The sequence below is a fragment of the Synechocystis sp. PCC 7339 genome (assembly GCF_019924095.1).
Classification (GTDB): Bacteria; Cyanobacteriota; Cyanobacteriia; order Cyanobacteriales; family Microcystaceae; genus Synechocystis.
Genome location: NZ_CP063659.1, coordinates 1269979 through 1291004, shown reverse-complemented (window position 1 = coordinate 1291004; position 21026 = coordinate 1269979). Strand labels below are relative to the sequence as shown.

Here is a 21026-nt window from a genome sequence, read left to right as displayed (position 1 = left end):
ATTAATAATTAATTCTGTTAGTGAATAAGGCTTTCTATCAGCTCAGGCTATCACAACCAAGGAAAAAGAGGATCTTTGCTAAAGTTTAGAATCAGTTAAATTTCTCTTCCTAATCTGCGAAAGTAGTGCAAAATAAAAGCCTTAGTCTCTCCATCCCCAGTCAAAGGAATTTTTTCTCTCAGATTTTAAGGACAAAATAATAGGACTTATTTATAGTATTTAGCCGATCGCCTAACCAAACAATCAGAAAAATCACTAAATATATCTCCACTGCTGATAAAATTATTGAGAATTACTTTTATTAGAGGAGTGAGAAGATTTAGCCACCATGGTCCAGAAATTATCCCGTCGCTTGTTTTTGTCCATTGGAACCGCGTTCACTGTTGTAGTGGGTTCCCAGTTGCTCAGTAGCTGTGGTCAATCCCCCGATGCCCCGATCGCCGACACACCAGGGGAACAGCAGGAGATCAATTTATATTCATCCCGGCACTACAACACCGATAACGAACTCTACGCCAAATTCACCGAAGAAACGGGCATCAAAGTTAACCTGATTGAAGGTAAGGCAGACGAACTGCTAGAACGAATTAAGTCCGAAGGAGCCAATAGCCCAGCGGATGTGCTACTCACGGTGGATTTGGCCCGTTTATGGCGAGCGGAAGAAGATGGCATTTTTCAGCCGGTGGAAAGCGAAATTTTACAGACCAGCATCCCGGAATATCTCCGCTCTCCAGATGGGATGTGGTTTGGCTTCACCAAGCGGGCTCGGGTGATTATGTATAACAAAGCCAAAGTTAAACCAGAGGAGCTGTCCACCTACGAAGATCTGGCGGATCCGAAATGGAAAGGCCGGGTGATTATCCGTTCCTCCAGCAATGAATATAATCAATCCCTGGTGGCGTCATTGATAGTGGCCGATGGGGAACAGTCCACTTTGGAATGGGCCAAAGGTTTTGTCAGTAACTTTGCCAGGGAACCCCAGGGCAATGACACGGCCCAAATCGAAGCGGTGTCCTCCGGGGAAGCGGATTTAACCTTAGCCAATACCTATTACATGGGGCGACTGCTGGAAAGCGAAGATCCGGCCAAAAAGGCGATCGCCGAAAATGTCGGTGTATTCTTTCCCAACCAAGAAGGGCGGGGCGCCCACGTCAATGTCAGCGGTGTGGGGGTAGTGAAAACGGCTCCTAACCGGGAAGGGGCGGTTAAATTCATTGAATTTTTGGTCAGTGAACCGGCCCAGGCCTTTTTAGCCCAAAATAACTACGAATATCCTGTTTTGGCTGGGGTTCCCCTGAACAAGTCCGTGGCTTCCTTTGGGGAATTTAAGTCCGACACCACCAATTTGGATAAGTTGGGCCCAGCCCTCGCTCCCGCCACCAAAATCATGAACGAAGCGGGCTGGAAGTAGTGTCCTAGGATCTAGTCGCAATGGTTGAGGAAAGAATCTGCTCTGTTGATTTATCCCTTAACCATTGTGATTGGGTTGTCGTTTACCCCTCATGGGGAAGGCGACTGATTTTGCCACTTCTGCCATAGGTCTGGCCGCCTCTGTTGGGTACGTTCCTCCTGTTGCTCTAATCTCCACTGGGCGATCGCCTGATGGTTGCCTGAAAGTAACACTGGGGGGACAGCCAAGCCCCGAAATACTGGTGGTCTGGTGTAGTGGGGATAGTCCAACAGGTCGGTGCTAAAACTTTCGGCGATTAGGGAGGCTTCTTTGCCCACGGTGCCGGGCAGTAAACGGGTGACACCATTGATCAAAGTGAGGGCGGGAATTTCGCCACAGGTGAGGACAAAATCTCCGAGGGAAACTTCCCTGGTCACCAGTTGGCAAACCCGTTCATCCACCCCTTCATAGTGGCCACAGATCAGCACCAGTTGGTCATAATCCGTCAACTCCCGAAATAAAGCCTGGTTCATGGGTTGTCCCTGGGGAGTGAGCAAAATTACTTCCCGTTTTGGCAGTATTGGTAACGATTCCACCGCCGCAAAAATTGGCTCTGGCTTAATCACCATACCCACGCCACCGCCGTAGGGTTCATCGTCCACCCGGCGATGTTTATCCGTGGTGAAATCCCTGGGGTTAATCAAATTAACGCTGGCGATCGCCTTTTCTAGGGCCTTACCCAGGAGGCTAGATTGCAGGGGAGAAGTGAAAAAATCAGGGAATAGGGTGAGAACGTCAAACTGCACAGAGGGCAAATCAAATTAGATCAAACTGGTGACACACCATACCACAAACACTGGCGATCGCCGTGATCATCAAAGCAACCAAAGGGTCTTGCCCCTGATTAACTGCAAAGGAAGTCACAATGCCGGCTCCCAGAGCAGAAACTAAACCAGCACTAATCAAATCTTTGTTGGGACGATCAAACATAACCTCTAACCCCCACCCTTATTTATTGGTTAAATTTGTTAAAGTTATCGAAAAATTTTCGTCTTACAAGTTATCACCCCCTTGGGGAAGAGGGGAGAAAAACAACGGTTTTCGCAACTAAGCTTTAACATCCTCCATATTTCTTTACAATTATTTCCCCTCACTGGAAAAAATTCCCCCATACTGCCCCTAGTTGGGCTAATCATTAATCATTGCCTAGGCAAATGCCCAATCCCCGGGCGGTTTTGACCAGTGCCCCATCCAACTCCACCGTTTGATAGGTTTGGATCGCTTCTTCAATGGGTACACTAATGGTTTGACGATTACGCCAGGCCACCATGTGGTCAAATTTACCCTCCGCAATTAGGTCCACCGCCGCCACCCCAAACACACTGCCCAACAGGCGATCGAAGGGGGAAGGAATGCCCCCTCGTTGGATATGCCCCAGTACAGTCACCCTGGTTTCTGCCCCGGTGCGTTGGGCAATTTGTTCCGCAATGTATTTACCAATGCCACCGTAGCGGTCTTCGCCAAATTGTTGGATTTGTTTGACCTGATCTCCTAATTCCGTGCGTACCGCTTCCGACACCATCACCAGGCAAAAGTTTTTTCCCTGGGCTTGGCGTTGGCGAATTTTGTTGCACACACTTTCAATGCGGTAGGGAATTTCGGGAATGAGGATAATGTCTGCTCCCCCCCCAATGCCAGCGGCTAGGGCAATGTGCCCCGCATCCCTACCCATCACTTCCAGCACCATGACCCGGTTGTGGCTAGCGGCGGTGAAATGGAGGCGGTCCAAGGCTTCGGTGGCAATGTTGGTGGCGGTGTCGAAGCCAATGGAGATTTCGGTAGCCCCCACGTCGTTGTCAATGGTTTTGGGAATTCCCACCAGGTTAATGCCCCCCTGTTGGGCAATGCGGCGCAAAATGGCCAAACTGCCATCCCCACCAATGCCAATTAACGCATCCAATCCCAACTGGCGATAACCGGCAATAATATCTTCTGTGCGGTCCTTTACCGTGCCGTCCCCCATGGGAAAAGCGAACGGATCACCCTTATTAGTGGTGCCTAAAAAAGTACCCCCCATCATTAACAAATGGTCAATGTTGTCCCGGTGCAGGGCGATCGCCTTGGGAGGATTTTCCATTAGTCCCTGGGTTGCTTCCTGAATGCCAACAACCTCCCAACCATAGGTGCCAATGGCATGGTGTACCACGGAGCGGATCACGGCGTTTAGTCCGGCACAGTCTCCTCCACTGGTTAAAATACCAATGCGTTTAATTTCCCCCATGGTTGTTCCTGCAAAGTGGTTGCTGATTTATTTGTAGAGGCAAAGTTGGAACGGGGAACTAAATTGTGAGAATTCTTAAAATTGTCCTCGATTCTTAACTAATTTTTAACTGATGCTGGCTAAACTCCGTCAACGCCTTGCTTTTTTAGCCCGTACCAATGGCACCATTGATTGGGGTAGGGGCATTCGGACTTTTTGCGGCATGGCGGTGCCCTACTTGGCTGGCCTGGTTTTTGGTGATCCTCAGCTTGGTTTAGGCGTCGGTTTAGCTTCTCAGTTAATCCTGTTGGCCGACGTGGGGGGACTGTACTCGGTTCGCTTGAAAACTATTTTGGGAGCTTGGATTGGAGCGGCGATCGCCATGATGGTGGGCATGGTGGTAGGGGATCATGGCGGAATCAGTTTGATGGCGACGATTTTAGTACTATTCATTTCTGGTTATTTGACGGTGTATGGAGAACAGGGGGGCATGGTGGGAGTAGTCAGCAGTTTTGCTTTCCTGTTGGGCTCCCAAAATGCTAGTGCTGATTCTTTTGAACTTATTTCCCTGGCGATCGGCGGCCTATGGGGTTTGGTGTTAGCCATCGTCATTTGGCCCTTCCGCCCCAATCAACCTTTACGGCAAATGGTGGCTAATAACTATGTCATTTTGGGCAATTATCTCAAAGCTATGGCAGCATCAAGCTTTGACCAAGATGACCCCAAGGCCCAGTCCCTGGTGGTGCAACTAAGACAAAATCTGCTCAAATCCCGTCAAGCTTTAGTGGAGAGCCAGCGGTATCTGTGGGGCCAGAGTAAATTACGGGAGTTGTTGCTGGTACTGATTGAACATACAGAACGTTTGAATAAGCCCCTGATGTTACTGAGTGAAATTATCAACTTTCACAATTTGCCCCAATTGCAAACAGTACAAATTTTGATGGAGGATGCCATTAGTGCGCTGGGAGATATTTGTTTGGATTTGGCCCAGATGGTGATGGGAAAGCGGTGCCTTCCCAATACGAACCGTCTGCAACTATTACTGCAAGCTTTACAACAACAACAAACCTTACAAAAACAGGCCCTAACAGAAGATTTTGCTGACTATAATAGCCTGGCCACTGTTACCCAACTAGTTACCCATTTAGAAAACCTGACCAGTCAATTATCCCAAACCATTCAAATGGCCCAACTACTGGAAAATCCCCGGTTGTTTCACCTAGGGGAAGGGCCCGATGATGAAGGATTTTCAACCCCAGCCTTTACGCCTTGGTGGGAACCCCTCAAAAATAATTTTCAGCTCAACTCTCCCCTGTTTCGCCATGGTTTACGGTTGGCGATCGGTGGCATGGCAGGGGTATTGATTGCCCAAATTACCCGCATTCCCTACGGTTTTTGGATTGTTTTAACCCTGATTTTTGTACTCAAGCCGGACTTTAGCTTGACTTTCCAGCGCCTATCCAACCGTCTGGTGGGCACTCTGTTGGGGGTGTTGGTCATGTCCATTGCCCTCAAACTGGTGCAAGATCCCCATACCCTTAGTTTGCTCGGTATTTTGGCGATCGCCCTGGGTACTTCCCTGCTGAGATTTCACTATAGTGTGGCGGTCTTTTTTATCACAGCGTTTGCCTTAATTCTCAAGGCCATTGTGCCCGAAGTCCCCACGGAGTATGCCCTGGCGTCCCGCTTGGTCTGTACCCTTATTGGCAGTGCAATCGCCCTGGTGTTGGGGTTCAGTTTTTTGCGGCAGTCGGAACGTTTTCGTTTCACCCAAGCTGGGGTCAAAATGATTGTCAATTTAGAAGCTTACTTTCAACAGTTAACCCCGGCCCTGTTGGGGCAAGGCCCCATTGATCAGCAAGAAGCAGAAAGAGTCCGCAATCAGAGCAGGTTGGCCGCCACCGGCATGCAAATTGCCCTAGACCGTTTCATCAATGACCCCAGTACTCCTCTGGAAAAAAAGGAACCAGCCTTGACTACCACTAACTATTTAGCCCGGTTAAGTCGGGGTTTTCGAGTATTGATCAGTCATTTGGAAAATAGCTCCGGCAGCAATCCTCCCCCTGCCATGGAACTGTTTACAACCCAAGTTGAGCAAAGTTTAACCGATTTACGCCTTTCCCTGGAAAATCAGTCCCCACCGGAAGCGTTGCCCCCCATAGCGGAAACCTTAAAACAAATCCGAGATTATCATCAGCATTACCAGGCCCAAAGAATTGCGGAAATTGGTCAGCAACAGGGCAATACCCCCATCCGCCGTTATTTAAATGACTTTAACCTGGTGGTGGAGGAATGCCAGCAGATTTACCAACGTCTAGAAACGATCCACTCGGCGATCGCCAGATTCACCGACTGCCCCGACCTGACCCATGGGATCAAACTGAAAAGTCAGCCCAGTTAAAAACTGTAGGCAAAATCAAAAACCACCCCAAACAATGCAACGTTCAGAGTGGTGTAGATATTCATGGAGGTTGGAAAAGTCAATAACTGTTCCATCTCAGCCGGATCTAGGCAATGGCTGGATAGCAATCAGTGGAACAGTGGGAGTTTTAGTAAACCCCTGGATTAATGCGGTCGTCGCCGGAGATCAGCTCAATGCTAGGTTCAGTGACGGTGAAACTACCCAAATTGGCTTCCAAGCGGCTTTTTTGGGTTTCGCTTAAACCAGGCATATCCAAAACTTCCTCTACCGTATCGTAGGGAGCATTTTCGATGATTTTGCTGGCCAAGTTGGGATAAAAACCCCGCAGGTTACGAAAGTCCCGAATATCACTATTATTTAAATCAATTTTTTGGCCAAAATCCGTGGTCAATTTAGCATCCACAGCGTTCAGTTCAGCCAACAGAGGATTGGGGGTAAGGGCCTGGGCCAAATCCGCTCCCAAAAAACCCATCAGTCCAATCAATAAGCTGCACGCGACCAGTAGGCGGGAAATAAATTTCATGAATTGTCTCCTATAAACCAAGGCAATGAATTGTTACTATCTAAGAAAATTATGCCAACTGCGCCGATTTTGGCAGGTCAAACCAGCGCTAATTACAATAGATTGTATATTCTTGGGGCACTGCTGACCATCTTCCCTGGATTGACTGAGTAATTATACTTATTAGGTTTGCGGTTGGTTTAACCCTTGGAGAGATTAAATACCAATCACATATTTTCGCCATTCATGGTTGCGGTCATTGCGGGTATGTTTAATAATTTCAAACAGCAAACCGCTGTAAGGACGCCGGGGAGTATAATTCAGGGACATTTGTGCTTCCCTGGGGGTACGGTTACCCTTTTTGATATTACAGCGAACACAGGCAGTGACCAGGTTTTCCCAACTGTCGCCCCCGCCCCTGGAACGGGGAATAATATGGTCTAGGGTGAGTTGTTCTCCCTTGTAGTTACAATACTGGCAAGTATGGCGATCTCGCTCTAGCACATTACGACGGGTAAGGGGGATTTCTTTGTAGGGAACCTTAATATATTGGCGCAAGCGGATCACCGATGGCAGGGGGAAATTAGCATAGATCAGCTTGCCGTTATTTTCCAGAGCTTCGGCCTTGTCTTTCAGCAGTAACACCACTGCCCGTTGCCAATGGGTAATGTTTAAAGGTTCATAGGAAGCGTTGAGGACTAAAACCTTAGCCATGGTCTGCCATCGCTGAATTTTTCCCTAGATGCTAGCACAATCAGCTTTTAGGATTCATGAAGTATCTGCAAAACCTAAAATTCTCTCGCCACTGTCCTAGGGAGTGTTTAAAAATCCCGCTGATTATCCCAAGTTTGGCAGGAAAATAGAGCAAATTCCCCCGGCATTGCCGAAATTCTAGTAGATAAACTAGGACTCTGAGCCAGTTAGTCACCATGGAAGAATTTTGTCCTGACCCAAAAGCATACCCCCAACAGCACAAAGTCAGGGGGGCATAGGATAGACGGAGCTAATTATCGGGGATATTTGTTAGTCAAAAATGGACTATTCTTCGGTATTTTTAACCAAAATTTCGCCTTCAAAAGGTTGAACACCAACGTTAGGATATTGGTCGTCGGAAGGGCCAAAAACCCTGGCAAATGCTTCGGTAAAATACTGCACCAGATCCTGTAACATTTGATTTAATTTCATCATAACCTCCGTCCCTATTGGGGAAACTCAACAGTTGTCTTGTGGGCAAATTTGAGAAAATGGGGAGGTTCTGGCTCTCTGGTTTAATGAACCAGGACTAGGTTATCATTTGGCTTATTTCCCTGCCCCCTGGCTTTCCTCTTGCCTTAATTATCCAATGAAAAACAAGTTAAATGAGGATTTCTTAATATATTTTCAAATTAGGTTAAGGTTTTAAACCATACTACCGGACAATTTTTTATTGCTCAACCCATTTTTTGCAAACGATGCATACTTGCTTAGATGGTTATCATAGTTACTTTATAGTTGTCCTGCACGTAAAAATTTTATTTGACCTAGCCCTATATTTTCTCCTTAATTGACCAGCTTGGTAGATCATGTATTCACTGCTGAATTGATTGAGAAATGTTGAGGATAACTAAACTAAAGACCGGTAAAGTCCATTGACAGGGGGAGAGGTATCCCCTACGCTTAGGCTTATTTTCCTGCCCTCGGTGAACCGGGTCAGCCTGAGCAATTGATCAACAATTCATTCAATAGAACTAATCAATGCGTGTTTGTGTTATCGGAACGGGATATGTGGGTTTAGTCACCGGGGTTTGCCTGGCCCACATTGGTCATCAAGTGATTTGCGTTGATAACAATGAAGAAAAGGTCAAGCTCATGCGAGCGGGTCAGTCCCCCATTTATGAGCCTGGGCTATCGGAGTTGATGGTGGCCAATATGGAGAGCGGCCGATTGCTGTTCACCACAGATTTGGGCAAGGGAGTTCAGGAGAGTGAAATTCTTTTTATTGCCGTGGGCACCCCAGCCCTCGAGGATGGCTCCAGTGATACTCGCTATGTGGAAGCGGTAGCCCGCAGTATTGGTGAGCATTTGGATGAACGTTATCGGGTGATTGTCAATAAATCAACGGTGCCCATTGGTTCCGGGGATTGGGTGCGGATGATTGTCACCGAGGGCAATGAAGCCCATCAAAAACAGACGGGTCAGGCGATCGCCGTTAACTTTGACGTGGTCAGTAACCCGGAATTTTTGCGGGAGGGGTCTGCGGTTTACGATACGTTTAACCCGGACAGGATTGTGTTGGGGGGCAATAATCCCCAGGCGTTGGCCTTGATGCGGGAACTTTACACTCCCCTAATTGAAAGGCGGGCGGGAGAAAACCCTGATCTGCCGCCGGTACCAGTGGTGATGACTGACCTCAGTTCCGCTGAAATGATTAAGTATGCAGCCAATGCTTTTTTAGCTACCAAAATTAGTTTCATCAATGAAGTGGCTAATATCTGTGACCGGGTGGGGGCGGATGTGACTCAAGTGGCCCAGGGTATTGGTTTAGATTCACGCATCGGCAGTAAATTTCTCAACGCAGGCATCGGCTGGGGGGGCTCCTGCTTTCCTAAGGATGTGTCGGCGTTGATCCACACCGCTAAGGACTACGGCTACACCACCTCAATTTTGAATGCTGTGGTGGAGGTAAACCAAGTACAACGGCTGATTGTGGTGGAAAAACTACAGCAGGAGTTGAAAATCCTCAAAGGTAAGGTGATTGGCCTGTTGGGACTGACCTTTAAGCCCGATACGGATGATATGCGGGACGCTCCGGCTCTGAACATTATTCAGCAACTGAATCGCTTGGGGGCGAAAGTAAAAGCCTACGACCCGATTGTTTCCCAGTCTGGGGTAAGCCATGGGCTGTCGGGGGTGCAAATTGAGTCGACCCCAGCTATGTTGGCAGACCAGTGTGACGCCCTAATTTTGGTGACGGAATGGCAGGAGTTTTTAAAGTTAGATTTTCCGGCCCTGGCCAGCCGTATGCACCAGGCGGTGATCATTGATGGTCGAAATTTCCTGGACAAAGCCAAGTTGCAACAGTCCGGCTTTCGTTACCTGGGGGTTGGTCGTAGTTAGTTATTGTCCATATCGGCTAAAGCGTTGATGGAAGGTGGCGATCGCCAGCTCAATCCCGGTAACAATATTGTTCAACTTTCTGTCAACACCCCGTCCCCCGGACAGGGAAGGGAAACAACGTTACAATTAGATACAATTATAGTTGTCAACCATGGCGGTAAATGCCTTGTCCTGGAAGTGTTTCACCATCACTGACGACGGTGTAAAAATTGTCCCACTGCTTTTTCTATGAATTCCGTAGCCCCTTCCATAACTGATAACCAATTCGATGTGGCGATCGCCGGGGGAGGCGTTGTGGGGCTGATATTAGCGGCGGGTTTGCGCCATACGGGGCTGAAAATTGCCATTATCGAAGCGTTACCGAAGGAGCAGGCCCTAACTAAACCCCAAGCCTATGCCATTTCCCTGCTGTCGGGCAAAATTTTAGCGGGGCTGGGGGTCTGGGGAAATATCAAGGACTCTATCGGCCATTTCGACCGCATCCAAATTTCTGATAATAACTACAAAGGCACTGTCCCCTTTGCCAAGGAAGATGTCAATGAATTGGCCCTGGGCCATGTGGCGGAACATCCAGTCATTCTGCAGGCGTTGGAAAATTGTGTAGAGGAATGTCCCCGCATTACCTGGTTCCGTCCTGCCGAGCTAATCGGTTTTACGGAGGGAGAAAAGCACAAACAGGTCACCCTCCAACAGGAAGGCAAGCAAATCACCCTACAAACCAAATTGTTGGTAGCGGCGGATGGAGCCCGTTCCCGCATCCGTTCCCTGGCTGGCATTAAAACGAAGGGTTGGAAATATTGGCAATCCTGTGTGGCTTTCACCATTCAGCACCAAGCCCCCGACAACAACACCGCCTTTGAGCGTTTTTGTGACACTGGCCCCATGGGGATTTTGCCCCTACCCGGCGACCGGGCCCAGATTGTCTGGACTATGCCCCACCATAAAGCCCATAGCCTAATTAACCTAACGGAAGCAGACTTTATTAGGGAATTGCGCCAACGCATTGGCGATCGCCTGGGGGAATTTCGTTTGGTCAATGCCCGTCGTTTATTTCCAGTGCAACTAATGCAGAGCGATTGCTATGTGCAACCCCGTTTAGCGCTGGTAGGAGATGCGGCCCACTGTTGCCATCCCGTCGGAGGTCAGGGTTTAAATTTAGGTATTCGGGATGGGGCGGCGTTGGCCCAGGTCATTGCCACTGCCTATGGTCAAGGGGAGGATTGGGGTTCTCTAGCCGTGCTCAAACGTTATGAGCGTTGGCGCAAACCAGAAAATTGGCTCATCCTCGGCTTTACCGATCTGCTGGATCGTTTCTTTTCTAGTCATTGGCTACCGGCGATCGCCTTGAGGAGGTTGGGCTTAGAAGTGTTGCGCCTAGTGCCCCCGGCGAAAAAGTTGGCCCTACGTTTGATGACTGGTTTACTGGGTCGCAGACCCCAACTGGCCACAGGGCAAACTTCAATGGGTCAGTAGAGTAGCCCAGCCCTAGATGGTAAGGCGATGGGCAATCAAACTGCCCAGCAATACACCGATCACCCCGATCACTAGACTTCCTAGGCCGTAGAGTATGCCCTCGGCCAACTGCCCCGTGCGCCAGAGGGAAGTTACCTCCAAGGCATAGGTGGAAAAGGTGGTGTAAGAGCCCAAAAATCCCACCGCTAAAAGTAATCTTAAATCCGGGGATACCAAGGCCGGCTGGGTTGCCAAGGTCACCACTAACCCCATACCCACACAACCAGAAAAATTAATTAGAAAAGTGGCATAGGGTAAATCGTTACCGAAAATTCTGGCCAGAAAAATAGTGGCATAGTAACGGGCCAAAGCCCCTGGTATAGCTCCTAAAATAATGGCCAATGGCGATCGCAAAGAAGCTGGCATGGCCCCCAACCATTGCAACAAAGGATTCATACAAGATCGTCAAAATCGAATTCCCGGTCTAATTGTTGTTGGGAAGGTATACCCCGCCGCCCACTGCCACCGGAAAACGGGGCTAACAAACTGCCCACCACCAATCCTCCGGCCACTGCAAACACCAACAGCAAACCCACCGGCATCTCAATGGACTGCAAGGTTAAAAAGCTCAGAGCCACAGGGGTGACATTTTGGATGGTCAATAAAGCCAGGGATATTAACCCCAACGCTAAAACCATGGCGATCGCCAATTGACTCATGCGACGTAGCATCCAGATCCAACTCCCCTGCCTAGGCGGTTTCACTTCCCAAGGATAGCTCAAAAACCAGCTTGCTCCGTCACCACAACTGCGATAACTTGCCTAACCCTAACCCCAAGTATCGGAGCCATCAATCCCATTAATCAGTGGTTGACAGTAGCAAAAAAAATCACCAGTGATTTTGCCCTATTCCACTTTTTTCCATGTTCATCCCCCTAAAGATGGGACTGACATGCCTTGGGGGGACACCTATGGTGGTAGTAGAGCAGTCAAGCTCTAATTTGGTCTCGGTGTGTTAGGACGTGTCAAGGAGAGAAGCTGATGAAATTACAGCATCCCAAACCCCACAAATCTGTCCGTCGGGCGGTGCGCTCTTGGGCCAGCCCCTTGGCGATCGCCCTAGTGATGATCATTGGCCTGGAAACGGCGGCAACGGCGGCTTTTTCTAGTCTCGAGGAACATACCGTTGTTTATAACGGCAAATGCCCCGGCGACAGGGACGATGACTGTAGGGACTAGGCAAAAAATGTCCGTTGGCTAAGGGCACTGGTTGATTTATGAACCGGTAATTAATCCCCGCTGGCGGACCGTCCGCTTAGTCTTTTAACACTTATCACGAACGGCAGGCGAGGGAAAATCTCCTTCACCTCCTTTTTTTTGACAATTTTTGCCTGGCTGGAGGCAGAATAGAAGCAGTGTGGTCAAATTTTTGCCCAATTACTGCGGGGGTAGCCCAAAAATTTTTCTGTGGCCCTGCCCACTGGCGAGCTTAAGATTAGAATAAAGCGAGAACTTTCCCGACAAAATCGTCTCCACTGCTCAGGACAACGACTTGTGCTCTATCTGGCTGAAATTAAGAAACAAACCAAAAACTTTTTAGGCGGTTATAAAACCGAGTTTAAACTTCTGGCCTGTCAGCACAGCGATCAGACCTGGAGTGCCCTGCCTAACGAAGAAAACTTCCAAACTGACGACATGGGAGAAGCCAAAGAAGGAACCCTTTGGATTCTAAACCTGAGTGGTAGTCGCTCCCTGCAAGGAACTCCAGAAGTGGCGGCACCGGAGTTAGTCCGGCAACTGCAAAAACTGTCCCGTCTCTCGGAAAAACTCAAAGAACAACAGAGCGAAATTGAACGTTGGCGAGAATCCCTTACCTTTCAGTTCCAGGAACTGAGCCAGCGGGAAATGGAAATTGAAGCCAAGGAATCGGAAGTTGAAGACCGAGCCAGTCAACTTGCCCAAGTAGAACAGCAAAAATATGAGGTGGAGCTAGCCCAACAAAAATTGGAAGGGCAAAGGGAGCAACTGGCCGAACTCCAACAGCAGTTTGGCAGTTTGTTAGAAAATAGCGCTGAAAATCGGGAAGTGTTACAGGGCATTCTCCAGCGCTTAGGGGCTTACCCCGAAGCCATTCCTGCTTTATTCAAAGCCGCAGCCAATGCCCAGCAAAGCACCGAACAACAACAACAGATCTTTAACGACCATTGGCAGGTGGTTACCAACACTGAACAGGAATTGGGTAGGAACCAGGCATTAATCCAGCAAAAACAAGAATTATTAGCTATCCATGGGCAGGAATTAGATGCCATTGCCCAAGAGTTGGCCAAAGCTAAAGTGCAACTGACGGTGGAACAACAGGGGGTGATTAACGGGCAAAAACTCTTGACCCAGTTGAAAGCTGAAATTGGAGCCGCTGAAAGCTTACAAACCAATCTCTATCGGCTGGCCACCGGTGCGATGAGCGTTAATAAAGATCACCAAATTGACGTGCAACACCTGGAGCAATTGCCCCTGGGGGAACTGGAAGAAACGGTCAAAGCATTGCAAACGGATATGCAAAAATTGGCCCGCTTTGTTAATGACCAAGAGGAAGAGTTAACTCTGCAGTGCGAAGAAGTGGACGCCATCCAGGCCCGCCTAGACGCCGCCGATGAGTACAGTCGCCTAACCATTGAGGAGGAGTTGAACGAAGAACAGGAAAGGAAACGCATGCTGGATGAAACTCTCATTGGTCAGCGACGCAACCTCAAGGAACGGCAGGAAGTATTGTTACAACACTTGAAAATTCTCCGTCGCCGTCAGGGCATTGTGGAAATTGACGACAGTATCCCCAACATTGACTTGGATCCAGTGATCCAACAATTGGAAGAGCGCAAGCATAAACTCCAAGGGGAAAAAACCAAGTTGGAACAGGATTTGCAGTCCACTAAGCAGGGTTTAGGGGAAATTGAAACGATGATTGCCAACCTCGACCAGCAGTACCACGGGAAAAAGAATAATTTTGAAAACGATCGCCAGGAAGTGGAAGATTTACAAAAACAGACAGCAGCACTGGAAGCCCAAGCTCGCTTGTTAAGGGAGGCTCTGCAACCCCTCCAGGATCAGTTGGATGTGATTAAACCCCAGTTGCAGGAAATCCAAACCCTCTTATTTGGTGGTTAGTTGTCGATTTTCATGGATTTGGGGAGGTTGGCCATGTCTTCTGGGAGGGGACAGGAGTAGGCGTGAGGAAATAAGAAATTTCTTGGTCCCCTGGCATTCTGGCCTGGATTGCTGGGATAATGGGCGCTATTATGAGCTTCTCCATCGAAACCATAGTCCTGAAGTTATGACCAAAACCTCCCTTGCCCCATCCCGTCATCCCCTCAGAGAATATATTCAAAACCTGGAGGCGGGGCAGGCCTTGTTGGCGGATTCACCGAATAACACGCTGGAAGTGGTTGGCATTCTCAAAAGCTATGGCGTTATTCTCGATGCCTATTCCATCAATCTGCAACATATTGCCCACACCCAGTATCTGAAGTTATTTCCTTTTTTTAAATATTTCAACGGTAATATCAACGGCGATCGCCTGTTGAAACATTGGTGGCACAATCGTATTAACTACGAATATGCAGAATATTGTATGAAAGCGATGATGTGGCATGGGGGGGGGAAATTGGATGAATACCTAGATAGTGCGGAATTCAAAGCCAACGTTAAAAAATTAATTAAAGCGAAAATCAAGGGTAATCCCTTTCTACAATTGCTTAATCAAATTTTTCCCGAATTTTTGCCTGAGCAAATGCGGATGATGGCCTACTATTCCGCCTTGGGTCAATTCTGGCGGGTGATGGCGGATATCTTTTTGAATTTATCTGACCGCTATGACCGGGGAGAAATTAAAACCATTCCCGCTGTGGTGCAACATATTCAAGACGGTTTAGTGGCCGATGCCGCCCGTCCCATTGTTTACCGGGTGGAGTTGGGAGGAACTAGCTATGATATTTTGCCCCTCAGTGCCAATTTAGCTTTTTTGATGGAAACCGCCGTGCCCTATGTAGAGGCAGTGTTTTTCCGGGGCACCCCCTTCCCTGGCACCATTTCCTATAACGCCCAGGCAGGACAAATTCCCCCGGACCAAAGCTTGTTTGCCTATGGAGCCCTCTACGCCGATCCCCTCCCCATTGGTGGAGCTGGCATTCCCCCCACTTTGTTAATGCAGGATATGCGCCACTTTTTACCAGACTATCTCCACCGGGTTTATCGGGCATCCCTACGACAAGAAGGGGATTTATTGGTGCAAATTTGTGAAAGTTTTCAAAAATCAATGTTTTGTGTCACCACCGCCGCCATCCGTGGTTTGGCCCCCCATCCCCTGGAGACCGATAATCCCGAGGAACAGGAGGCTAACCGGGCTTACCTAGAAAGTTGGATGAATCGTTTCCTCACTTCCCGGGTAGAAATTATTAACCAACCATCAACCATGGCCGATTAGTCGGCTTTCCCTCAGCACCGTGGTTGAAGATATTGAGACTATTGAACAAACAATGAAGCGGTGCCGCACAGAAACCCTCCGCCTGTTGCACCGCATTCCCCCGACCCTAGGCGATCGCCAATGGCACCCAGATTTTAGCCCCATTGATTGGCACTTTGGTCACATCGCTTTTACTGAAGCTCTGTGGCTATTGCCGGAGTCAGAACGGGAACGATTCCATGGCCCAGCCTACCAAAAGCTATTCCGGGCAGATGGTTTGCCCAAAGCCCAGCGTTGTGCCCTGCCCAACCGGGACGCCATTGAGCAATATTTAGGGGACGTAAGAGCTGCTGTGGAACGGGTATGGCAATCTCCCCCCCTCCGTGGGATCAAGGCAAGACAAGGTTATGGTGGTGGCTCCTACAGCACGAAGTCCAACATAGCGAAACAATCAGTTTTCTAAGCCATTTGGCCGGCATTGACCTAAGGATTAATCAACACCATTGCCCCACTGACTCCCAGAAATTACCTTTACAAGCGGCCATGGTGGCCATTCCCGCCGGAGTTGTTTGCCAAGGCAGTGAGCAAGTTTGGGCCCAGGACAACGAACGCCCGCTCCATTGGGTCGAAGTGGAACAATTCTGGCTAGATAAATACCCCGTTACCCAGGCCCAATATCAACAATTCATCGATGCCGGCGGCTATCAACAAAGCAAATACTGGACAGAGGCCGGTTGGCAATGGCGCTCAAAGGCCAACATCACAGCACCGCTTTATTGGCGACCCCAAAATACAACCCAGAATCACCCTGTCTACGGAGTCAGTGCCTACGAAGCCGAGGCCTATGCCAACTTTATTGGTAAACGTTTACCCACAGAGCAGGAATGGGAAAGGTCCGCCCGTTGGTCTAGTCCGCATCACTCCAGCACCTATCCCTGGGGAGAAGCCTTGCCCAGCCCGGAGTGGTGCAACTTTAATCATCATCATGGGCAAACTACCCCTGTCAATTATTATGACCAGGGTCGTAATCAAGGGGGTTGTTATGACCTATTAGGCAATGTGTGGGAATGGACGGCTTCTAATTTTGAACCCTACGAAAATTTTCACCCCTATCCCTATCGGGGTTACTCCCAGACCTATTTTGATGGGCAACATCGAGTGATGCGAGGGGGCAGTTGGGCCACCCGTAGTTGGGGCTTGAGGGCCAGCTTCCGCAATTGGTACCATCCTTGGACTAGGCAAGTTTTAGTCGGTTTTCGTTGTGCCAGTTAAACTCCGAGATACTTTTTATGAATATGCCAGAAATGTCATAAAACTATTATTCTCAATGACTAAAAACCGCCTACAAAGCGGCCAGGGCTAAAAAGATTGTGGGGGTCAAACTGATTTTTTAGACGGCCCATCATCGCCAAACCATGGCCACTCTGGCCCCAAATGTCACAGTGTTTTTTGTATTCAGGAGCCGCTCCTAACACCGTTAGGTAACCGCCATAATTTTGACAAATTTGCCTGTGCTGGCTTAATTCTTCCCGGTCAAGCTGACCAAAACGTCCCCAACCAATGCCATTGCCCAACTGTACATATCCTAGCCCCGGTAACTGTTGCAAAAAATCCACCGCCTGAGCGGGCACCAGGCCAAACTTGCAGAGTATAGACTCCATCATGTTTTGGCCTGCCATGGTTTTTTCCCACCGTTGCCAGAGTTCGATTTCCCCCTGATTTTCAAAGGCTTGGTTTTCTAGAGTAAGGGCTTGGGCGAGTTTTTCCACCTCACTGACCTGGGCTTGAACTACCGGCTGGAGGTTTTGGAAACGGATGAGTAAACCCAATTCTTCCCCAAGGTTTAATGCTCGGACTAGACCCTGGGAACAAATTAAGGCCGCGGTGGGGGCCAGTCCCGATCGCCGGAGGGCTTGACTGAATTCGATCAGCCGAGCCGTATTACCAGTCAAAAAGACGGTTTGGGAATGGGACGGCAAGGGATAAAGACGAAACGTGATTTGGGAAATAAAACCCAGCGTGCCGTAGGAACCAATGAAAAGTTTCATCAGGTCATAACCGGCCACATTTTTAACCACCCTGCCGCCGGCTTTGGCCAGTTGCCCATCCCATCGGACAAAGGAAAAACCCAGCACCAGGTCCCGCACCCCACCGTAACGCTGTTGCCAAGGCCCGGCACAACCTGTGGCCATAATGCCCCCCACCGTTGCTTGGTCATGGTAGAGGGGATTGAGGGGCAAAAATTGCTGATGGGATTGCAAAATAGCCTGTAAATCCTTGAGTTTTACCCCCGCTTCCACTGTCACAGTTAAATCTGCCACCGCATGGTCAACAATGCCATTCAAACGACCACTACTCACCAGTAATTGCACCGGCTTAGCCAAACCGCCCCAGGTTAGTTTACTTTGGTTGCCACAGGGAATAATTGGCCAATTGTTTTGATGACACTGACGCAATAAAGATTGCAACTCTTGCTGACTCTCTGGAGCCACCCAATGACTAGGAGCATTTCCCGGCTCAGCCAAGGTCTGGGCGATCGCCATTTGTTGCTGGGGAGGTAAATCTTTGAGGGAACAGCTAGAGCTGTGGGGAAAATGCTGGGGCAAAAAAGGCAGAGAAGCAACGGCCATGGAACTTACTAAAGGGAAATGGTAACCCCAATACGGTTAATTAGAGTTAGTTACAGCGCCAATCCTAGCGCAGTTCAACCATCGATTCAATGGAAAATTTAGGGCTACATATTTCCGGAGAGTAGCGTAGAGCTTCACCGTAGTTGCTAGAATTTGTCTAGGGTTAGGGGAAACTCCACTGGCATTGTCCCCAGATTGAACAGAATTAATTTTTAGCCTATCTCCGAGACGTCAATGTCCTCCCCCCAAACTACCACCGTTTTTGCCATTGACGATAGCCCTTTGAACCTTAAAGTTCTCCGCCGTTTTATTGAGAGTTTGGGATGGCGGGTATTCACAGCAGAAGAGGGAGCAACGGCCATCCAGAAAATTCTTCAGGTACAGCCTGACATCATTATCCTCGATATTATGATGCCTGGAATGGATGGCTTTGAAGTCTGCCGCCGTCTCAAAGAAAACCCCACCATCGCTAAAATTCCAGTCATTTTTCTCTCTGCTTTGACTGACCAAGAAAGTATTGTTAAAGGCCTAGAATTAGGGGCGGTGGATTACATTCATAAGCCGTTTCAGCAGGCAGAAATACTGACTCGTTTGCAACTACAGCTTAAACTATACCAAGCAAGTCAGACTCTGACGGAAAAAAATCAGCAATTAGAAGAACAAATCCAAAAAAATGAGCGTACCCAAACCGCCTTGATGCAATCAAAAATTAATTTTTCTGTGGCTTTTAATCAAAATCCTGACCCTATTTTTATTTATGGTCGTAGTAGTGGTTGCATCATGGATGTTAATCAGCAGTTTTGTGATTTTTTTGGTTTAGTCAAACAAGAACTGGTGGGTCTAATTCATCAACAATTTAATTTCTGGGTAGATGAACAACAACGGCAGAGTTTTCTCCGGGACTTATTATTATGGCAACAAAATAATGAAGTTAAGTTTAATAACTCGGAAGTAGAGGTTTATGATTGCCAGCAACAAATTCGGACGATGTTACTATCAGGGGAATCCATAGAATTCAATCAGGTGAATTGTTTGCTGTTTGTTATGCGGGACATTACTGAACGAAGAAAGGTAGAAAAGCAGTTACAAATTCTTTCCCAAGCCTGTGAACAAAGTCCAGCTTCCATTGTGATTACCGATGTTGAAGGCAATATCACCTATGTAAACCCTAAATTTGAGGAAATTTCTGGTTATAGCTCGGGAGAAGTGGTAGGATGCAACCCCAGAATTTTAAAATCCGGGGATAAAACCAAAGATGATTATGAACTAATGTGGCGCGCTTTGGCTTCCGGTCGCCCTTGGCATGGGGAGTTTCACAACCGCAGAAAAAATGGTGAATTGTATTGGGAAAGGGCTTCCATTTCTCCCATTTGTAATCAGCATGGCATTATTACTCATTACGTGGCGGTTAAAGAAGATATTACTAGGGAGAAGCAACAGGCGGCAGCTCTTTTTCACCAGGCCCACTATGACCATTTAACTGGACTGCCCAACCGTATTTTGGCTAAGGATCGTCTTCAACAGGCGATCGAATCTGCCCTGCGCCATAAGCATTTGGTGGGTTTGATGTTTCTTGATCTAGACAATTTTAAAAAGGTGAACGATACCCTCGGGCACAATGCCGGGGATCAACTCTTGGTGGAGGTGTCAGAAAGACTACAGCGGGCCCTGCGCCAGACCGACACCGTGGCTCGTCTTGGAGGGGATGAATTTTTAATTATTCTTGACCAGGTTGCCCATAGCCGTAGATTAACGGCGATAGCCCAACGATTATTGGGGGTAATGCGGCAACCGGTTAATTTGCAGGGAATGGAATTTTTTGTCCATGGCAGCATTGGCATCACGGTATTTCCCGACGATGGCTTTCAGGCAGATACGTTACTACGCAATGCCGACACGGCCATGTATGCGGCCAAACTAGCCGGCCGCAATATGTTCCGTTTTTTCACCCCCCACATGAATCAGGCGGCCCAAAAGAGGATTGTTATCGAGTCCGAATTGCGTCAGGGCCTGGCCCGTCAGGAATTTAAGATTTTTTATCAGCCCATTGTCAACCTCAAGTCGGGGGAAATTGCTGGGGCCGAAGCCTTGATGCGCTGGCACAATGGACGGCTGGGAGCGGTGCCCCCGGATCAATTTATTCCCATGGCGGAGGAGTTGGGTTTAATTGTGGAGTTGGGGGAATGGTTATTGGATAATGCTTGTCGCCAGGTGGCCCATTGGCATACACCTTTGGAAGATAAGCTTTTTTGGCTGTCCGTTAATGTTTCACCGAGGCAGTTAAAAGATGGCTATTTTGTGAATATTTTGCGAGAATTTTTACAACGCTATCAGGTGCGTCCGGAGTGGTTAGAGTTGGAAATTACAGAAAATTTGATTTTGGAAGAAAATGGCGATCTACTAAAGAATTTAAGTGATTTAAAAGAGGAAAATATCAGCCTTTCTTTAGATGATTTTGGTACAGGTTATAGCTCTTTAAATTATCTGCGTAAATTTGACTTCAGTTCCCTCAAAATTGATCGTTGCTTCGTCGAATTACTGCCTGATGATCAAAATACCATCGGTTTGGTAAGGGCGATTATTGCTATGGCCCACCATCTGGGGCTAGAAGTGATTGCGGAGGGCATTGAGACCCCTGCACAATGGAATTTCCTCCGCCTGGAAGGCTGTGACTACGGCCAAGGCTATTTATTTAGTCCACCGATCGCCGTGGAGGAGTGGGAAAGTCTATGGCAAAAGCAACCGTTCTTCCCCTGATTCCGGTAGGATGGGATCAGCCAAAATCCAGGTTAGTTTTCTGGGTTATTCGGCCTAGTTTG

The 21026-nt window shown here is 48.3% G+C and carries 20 protein-coding genes; 11 read left to right on the top strand and 9 right to left on the bottom strand.

Translation table 11 applies throughout. The features are described from left to right. The first annotated feature begins 328 nt into the window (after positions 1-328). Entirely contained in the window at positions 329-1411 is a 1083-nt protein-coding gene (locus IQE94_RS06030) for a Fe(3+) ABC transporter substrate-binding protein (RefSeq protein WP_223342915.1), read from the top strand. An 89-nt stretch (positions 1412-1500) separates the two neighbouring features. Here IQE94_RS06030 and trmD read toward each other — a convergent pair whose 3' ends face one another. The 3 genes from trmD to IQE94_RS06015 all read right to left on the bottom strand — a co-directional run bounded on the left by trmD (position 1501) and on the right by IQE94_RS06015 (position 3671). Next, complete coding sequence (trmD, locus tag IQE94_RS06025) at positions 1501-2196, bottom strand: tRNA (guanosine(37)-N1)-methyltransferase TrmD (RefSeq protein WP_223342914.1); 696 nt, start codon at positions 2194-2196, stop codon at positions 1501-1503. Positions 2197-2206: 10 nt separating this feature from the next. After that, entirely contained in the window at positions 2207-2380 is a 174-nt protein-coding gene (locus IQE94_RS06020; RefSeq protein WP_190598209.1) for a hypothetical protein, read from the bottom strand. A 205-nt stretch (positions 2381-2585) separates the two neighbouring features. Further along, positions 2586-3671, bottom strand: coding sequence for an ATP-dependent 6-phosphofructokinase (locus tag IQE94_RS06015; RefSeq protein WP_194016659.1), 1086 nt, complete (start codon positions 3669-3671; stop codon positions 2586-2588). 112 nt (positions 3672-3783) lie between these two features. Between IQE94_RS06015 and IQE94_RS06010 the strand changes: the two genes are divergently transcribed. Continuing rightward, positions 3784-6051, top strand: coding sequence for an FUSC family protein (locus tag IQE94_RS06010; protein WP_223342913.1), 2268 nt, complete (start codon positions 3784-3786; stop codon positions 6049-6051). 148 nt (positions 6052-6199) lie between these two features. Here IQE94_RS06010 and psbU read toward each other — a convergent pair whose 3' ends face one another. The 3 genes from psbU to IQE94_RS05995 all read right to left on the bottom strand — a co-directional run bounded on the left by psbU (position 6200) and on the right by IQE94_RS05995 (position 7762). Further along, the gene (gene psbU / locus IQE94_RS06005) at positions 6200-6595 is read right to left on the bottom strand and encodes a photosystem II complex extrinsic protein PsbU (RefSeq protein ID WP_194020818.1); all 396 of its coding nucleotides are present in this window, start codon (positions 6593-6595) and stop codon (positions 6200-6202) included. Positions 6596-6790: 195 nt separating this feature from the next. After that, entirely contained in the window at positions 6791-7288 is a 498-nt protein-coding gene (locus IQE94_RS06000) for an HNH endonuclease (RefSeq protein ID WP_212716810.1), read from the bottom strand. A gap of 324 nt (positions 7289-7612) precedes the next feature. Further along, positions 7613-7762: a hypothetical protein gene (locus tag IQE94_RS05995; protein WP_212716809.1), complete on the bottom strand. Its 150-nt coding sequence runs from the start codon at positions 7760-7762 to the stop codon at positions 7613-7615. A gap of 546 nt (positions 7763-8308) precedes the next feature. Here IQE94_RS05995 and IQE94_RS05990 point away from each other — a divergent pair. From IQE94_RS05990 to IQE94_RS05980, 3 genes are read left to right on the top strand one after another with little or no spacing between them, the layout of a single operon-like run. Beyond that, on the top strand, positions 8309-9670 hold the full coding sequence (locus tag IQE94_RS05990; protein ID WP_223342912.1) for a UDP-glucose/GDP-mannose dehydrogenase family protein: 1362 nt from the start codon (positions 8309-8311) through the stop codon (positions 9668-9670). A 3-nt stretch (positions 9671-9673) separates the two neighbouring features. Beyond that, on the top strand, positions 9674-9865 hold the full coding sequence (locus IQE94_RS05985) for a hypothetical protein (protein ID WP_223342911.1): 192 nt from the start codon (positions 9674-9676) through the stop codon (positions 9863-9865). A 33-nt stretch (positions 9866-9898) separates the two neighbouring features. After that, the gene (locus IQE94_RS05980) at positions 9899-11143 is read left to right on the top strand and encodes an FAD-dependent hydroxylase (RefSeq protein ID WP_223342910.1); all 1245 of its coding nucleotides are present in this window, start codon (positions 9899-9901) and stop codon (positions 11141-11143) included. A gap of 12 nt (positions 11144-11155) precedes the next feature. Here the strand turns inward: IQE94_RS05980 and crcB are convergent, their stop codons facing one another. Both crcB and IQE94_RS05970 read right to left on the bottom strand, forming a co-directional pair. Next, positions 11156-11578 carry a fluoride efflux transporter CrcB gene (gene crcB, locus IQE94_RS05975; protein ID WP_212716802.1) on the bottom strand — a complete coding sequence of 141 codons (423 nt, stop codon included), beginning with the start codon at positions 11576-11578 and terminating at the stop codon, positions 11156-11158. After that, on the bottom strand, positions 11575-11853 hold the full coding sequence (locus tag IQE94_RS05970; RefSeq protein WP_223342909.1) for a LapA family protein: 279 nt from the start codon (positions 11851-11853) through the stop codon (positions 11575-11577). The genes crcB and IQE94_RS05970 overlap by 4 nt, the downstream gene beginning before the upstream one ends. 309 nt (positions 11854-12162) lie before the next feature. On the opposite strand from IQE94_RS05970, the gene IQE94_RS05965 reads away from it, so the two are divergent. From IQE94_RS05965 to IQE94_RS05945, 5 genes are all read left to right on the top strand, one after another. After that, positions 12163-12360 (top strand): hypothetical protein, encoded by a 198-nt coding sequence (locus IQE94_RS05965; RefSeq protein WP_194016647.1) that lies wholly within the window; start codon positions 12163-12165, stop codon positions 12358-12360. A 228-nt stretch (positions 12361-12588) separates the two neighbouring features. After that, positions 12589-14283 carry a pilus motility taxis protein HmpF gene (gene hmpF / locus IQE94_RS05960; RefSeq protein WP_223342908.1) on the top strand — a complete coding sequence of 565 codons (1695 nt, stop codon included), beginning with the start codon at positions 12589-12591 and terminating at the stop codon, positions 14281-14283. A gap of 166 nt (positions 14284-14449) precedes the next feature. Next, complete coding sequence (locus IQE94_RS05955; RefSeq protein WP_223342907.1) at positions 14450-15598, top strand: CO2 hydration protein; 1149 nt, start codon at positions 14450-14452, stop codon at positions 15596-15598. Between the two features lie 19 nt (positions 15599-15617). Then, complete coding sequence (locus IQE94_RS05950; RefSeq protein WP_223342906.1) at positions 15618-16040, top strand: DinB family protein; 423 nt, start codon at positions 15618-15620, stop codon at positions 16038-16040. Between the two features lie 5 nt (positions 16041-16045). After that, positions 16046-16849 carry an SUMF1/EgtB/PvdO family nonheme iron enzyme gene (locus IQE94_RS05945; protein ID WP_223342905.1) on the top strand — a complete coding sequence of 268 codons (804 nt, stop codon included), beginning with the start codon at positions 16046-16048 and terminating at the stop codon, positions 16847-16849. A gap of 59 nt (positions 16850-16908) precedes the next feature. On the opposite strand, the gene IQE94_RS05940 is transcribed toward IQE94_RS05945, so the two are convergent. Further along, entirely contained in the window at positions 16909-18207 is a 1299-nt protein-coding gene (locus IQE94_RS05940) for an FAD-binding oxidoreductase (protein WP_212716794.1), read from the bottom strand. 234 nt (positions 18208-18441) lie between these two features. On the opposite strand from IQE94_RS05940, the gene IQE94_RS05935 reads away from it, so the two are divergent. After that, the gene (locus tag IQE94_RS05935) at positions 18442-20964 is read left to right on the top strand and encodes an EAL domain-containing protein (RefSeq protein WP_223342904.1); all 2523 of its coding nucleotides are present in this window, start codon (positions 18442-18444) and stop codon (positions 20962-20964) included. Positions 20965-21026: the final 62 nt, after the last annotated feature.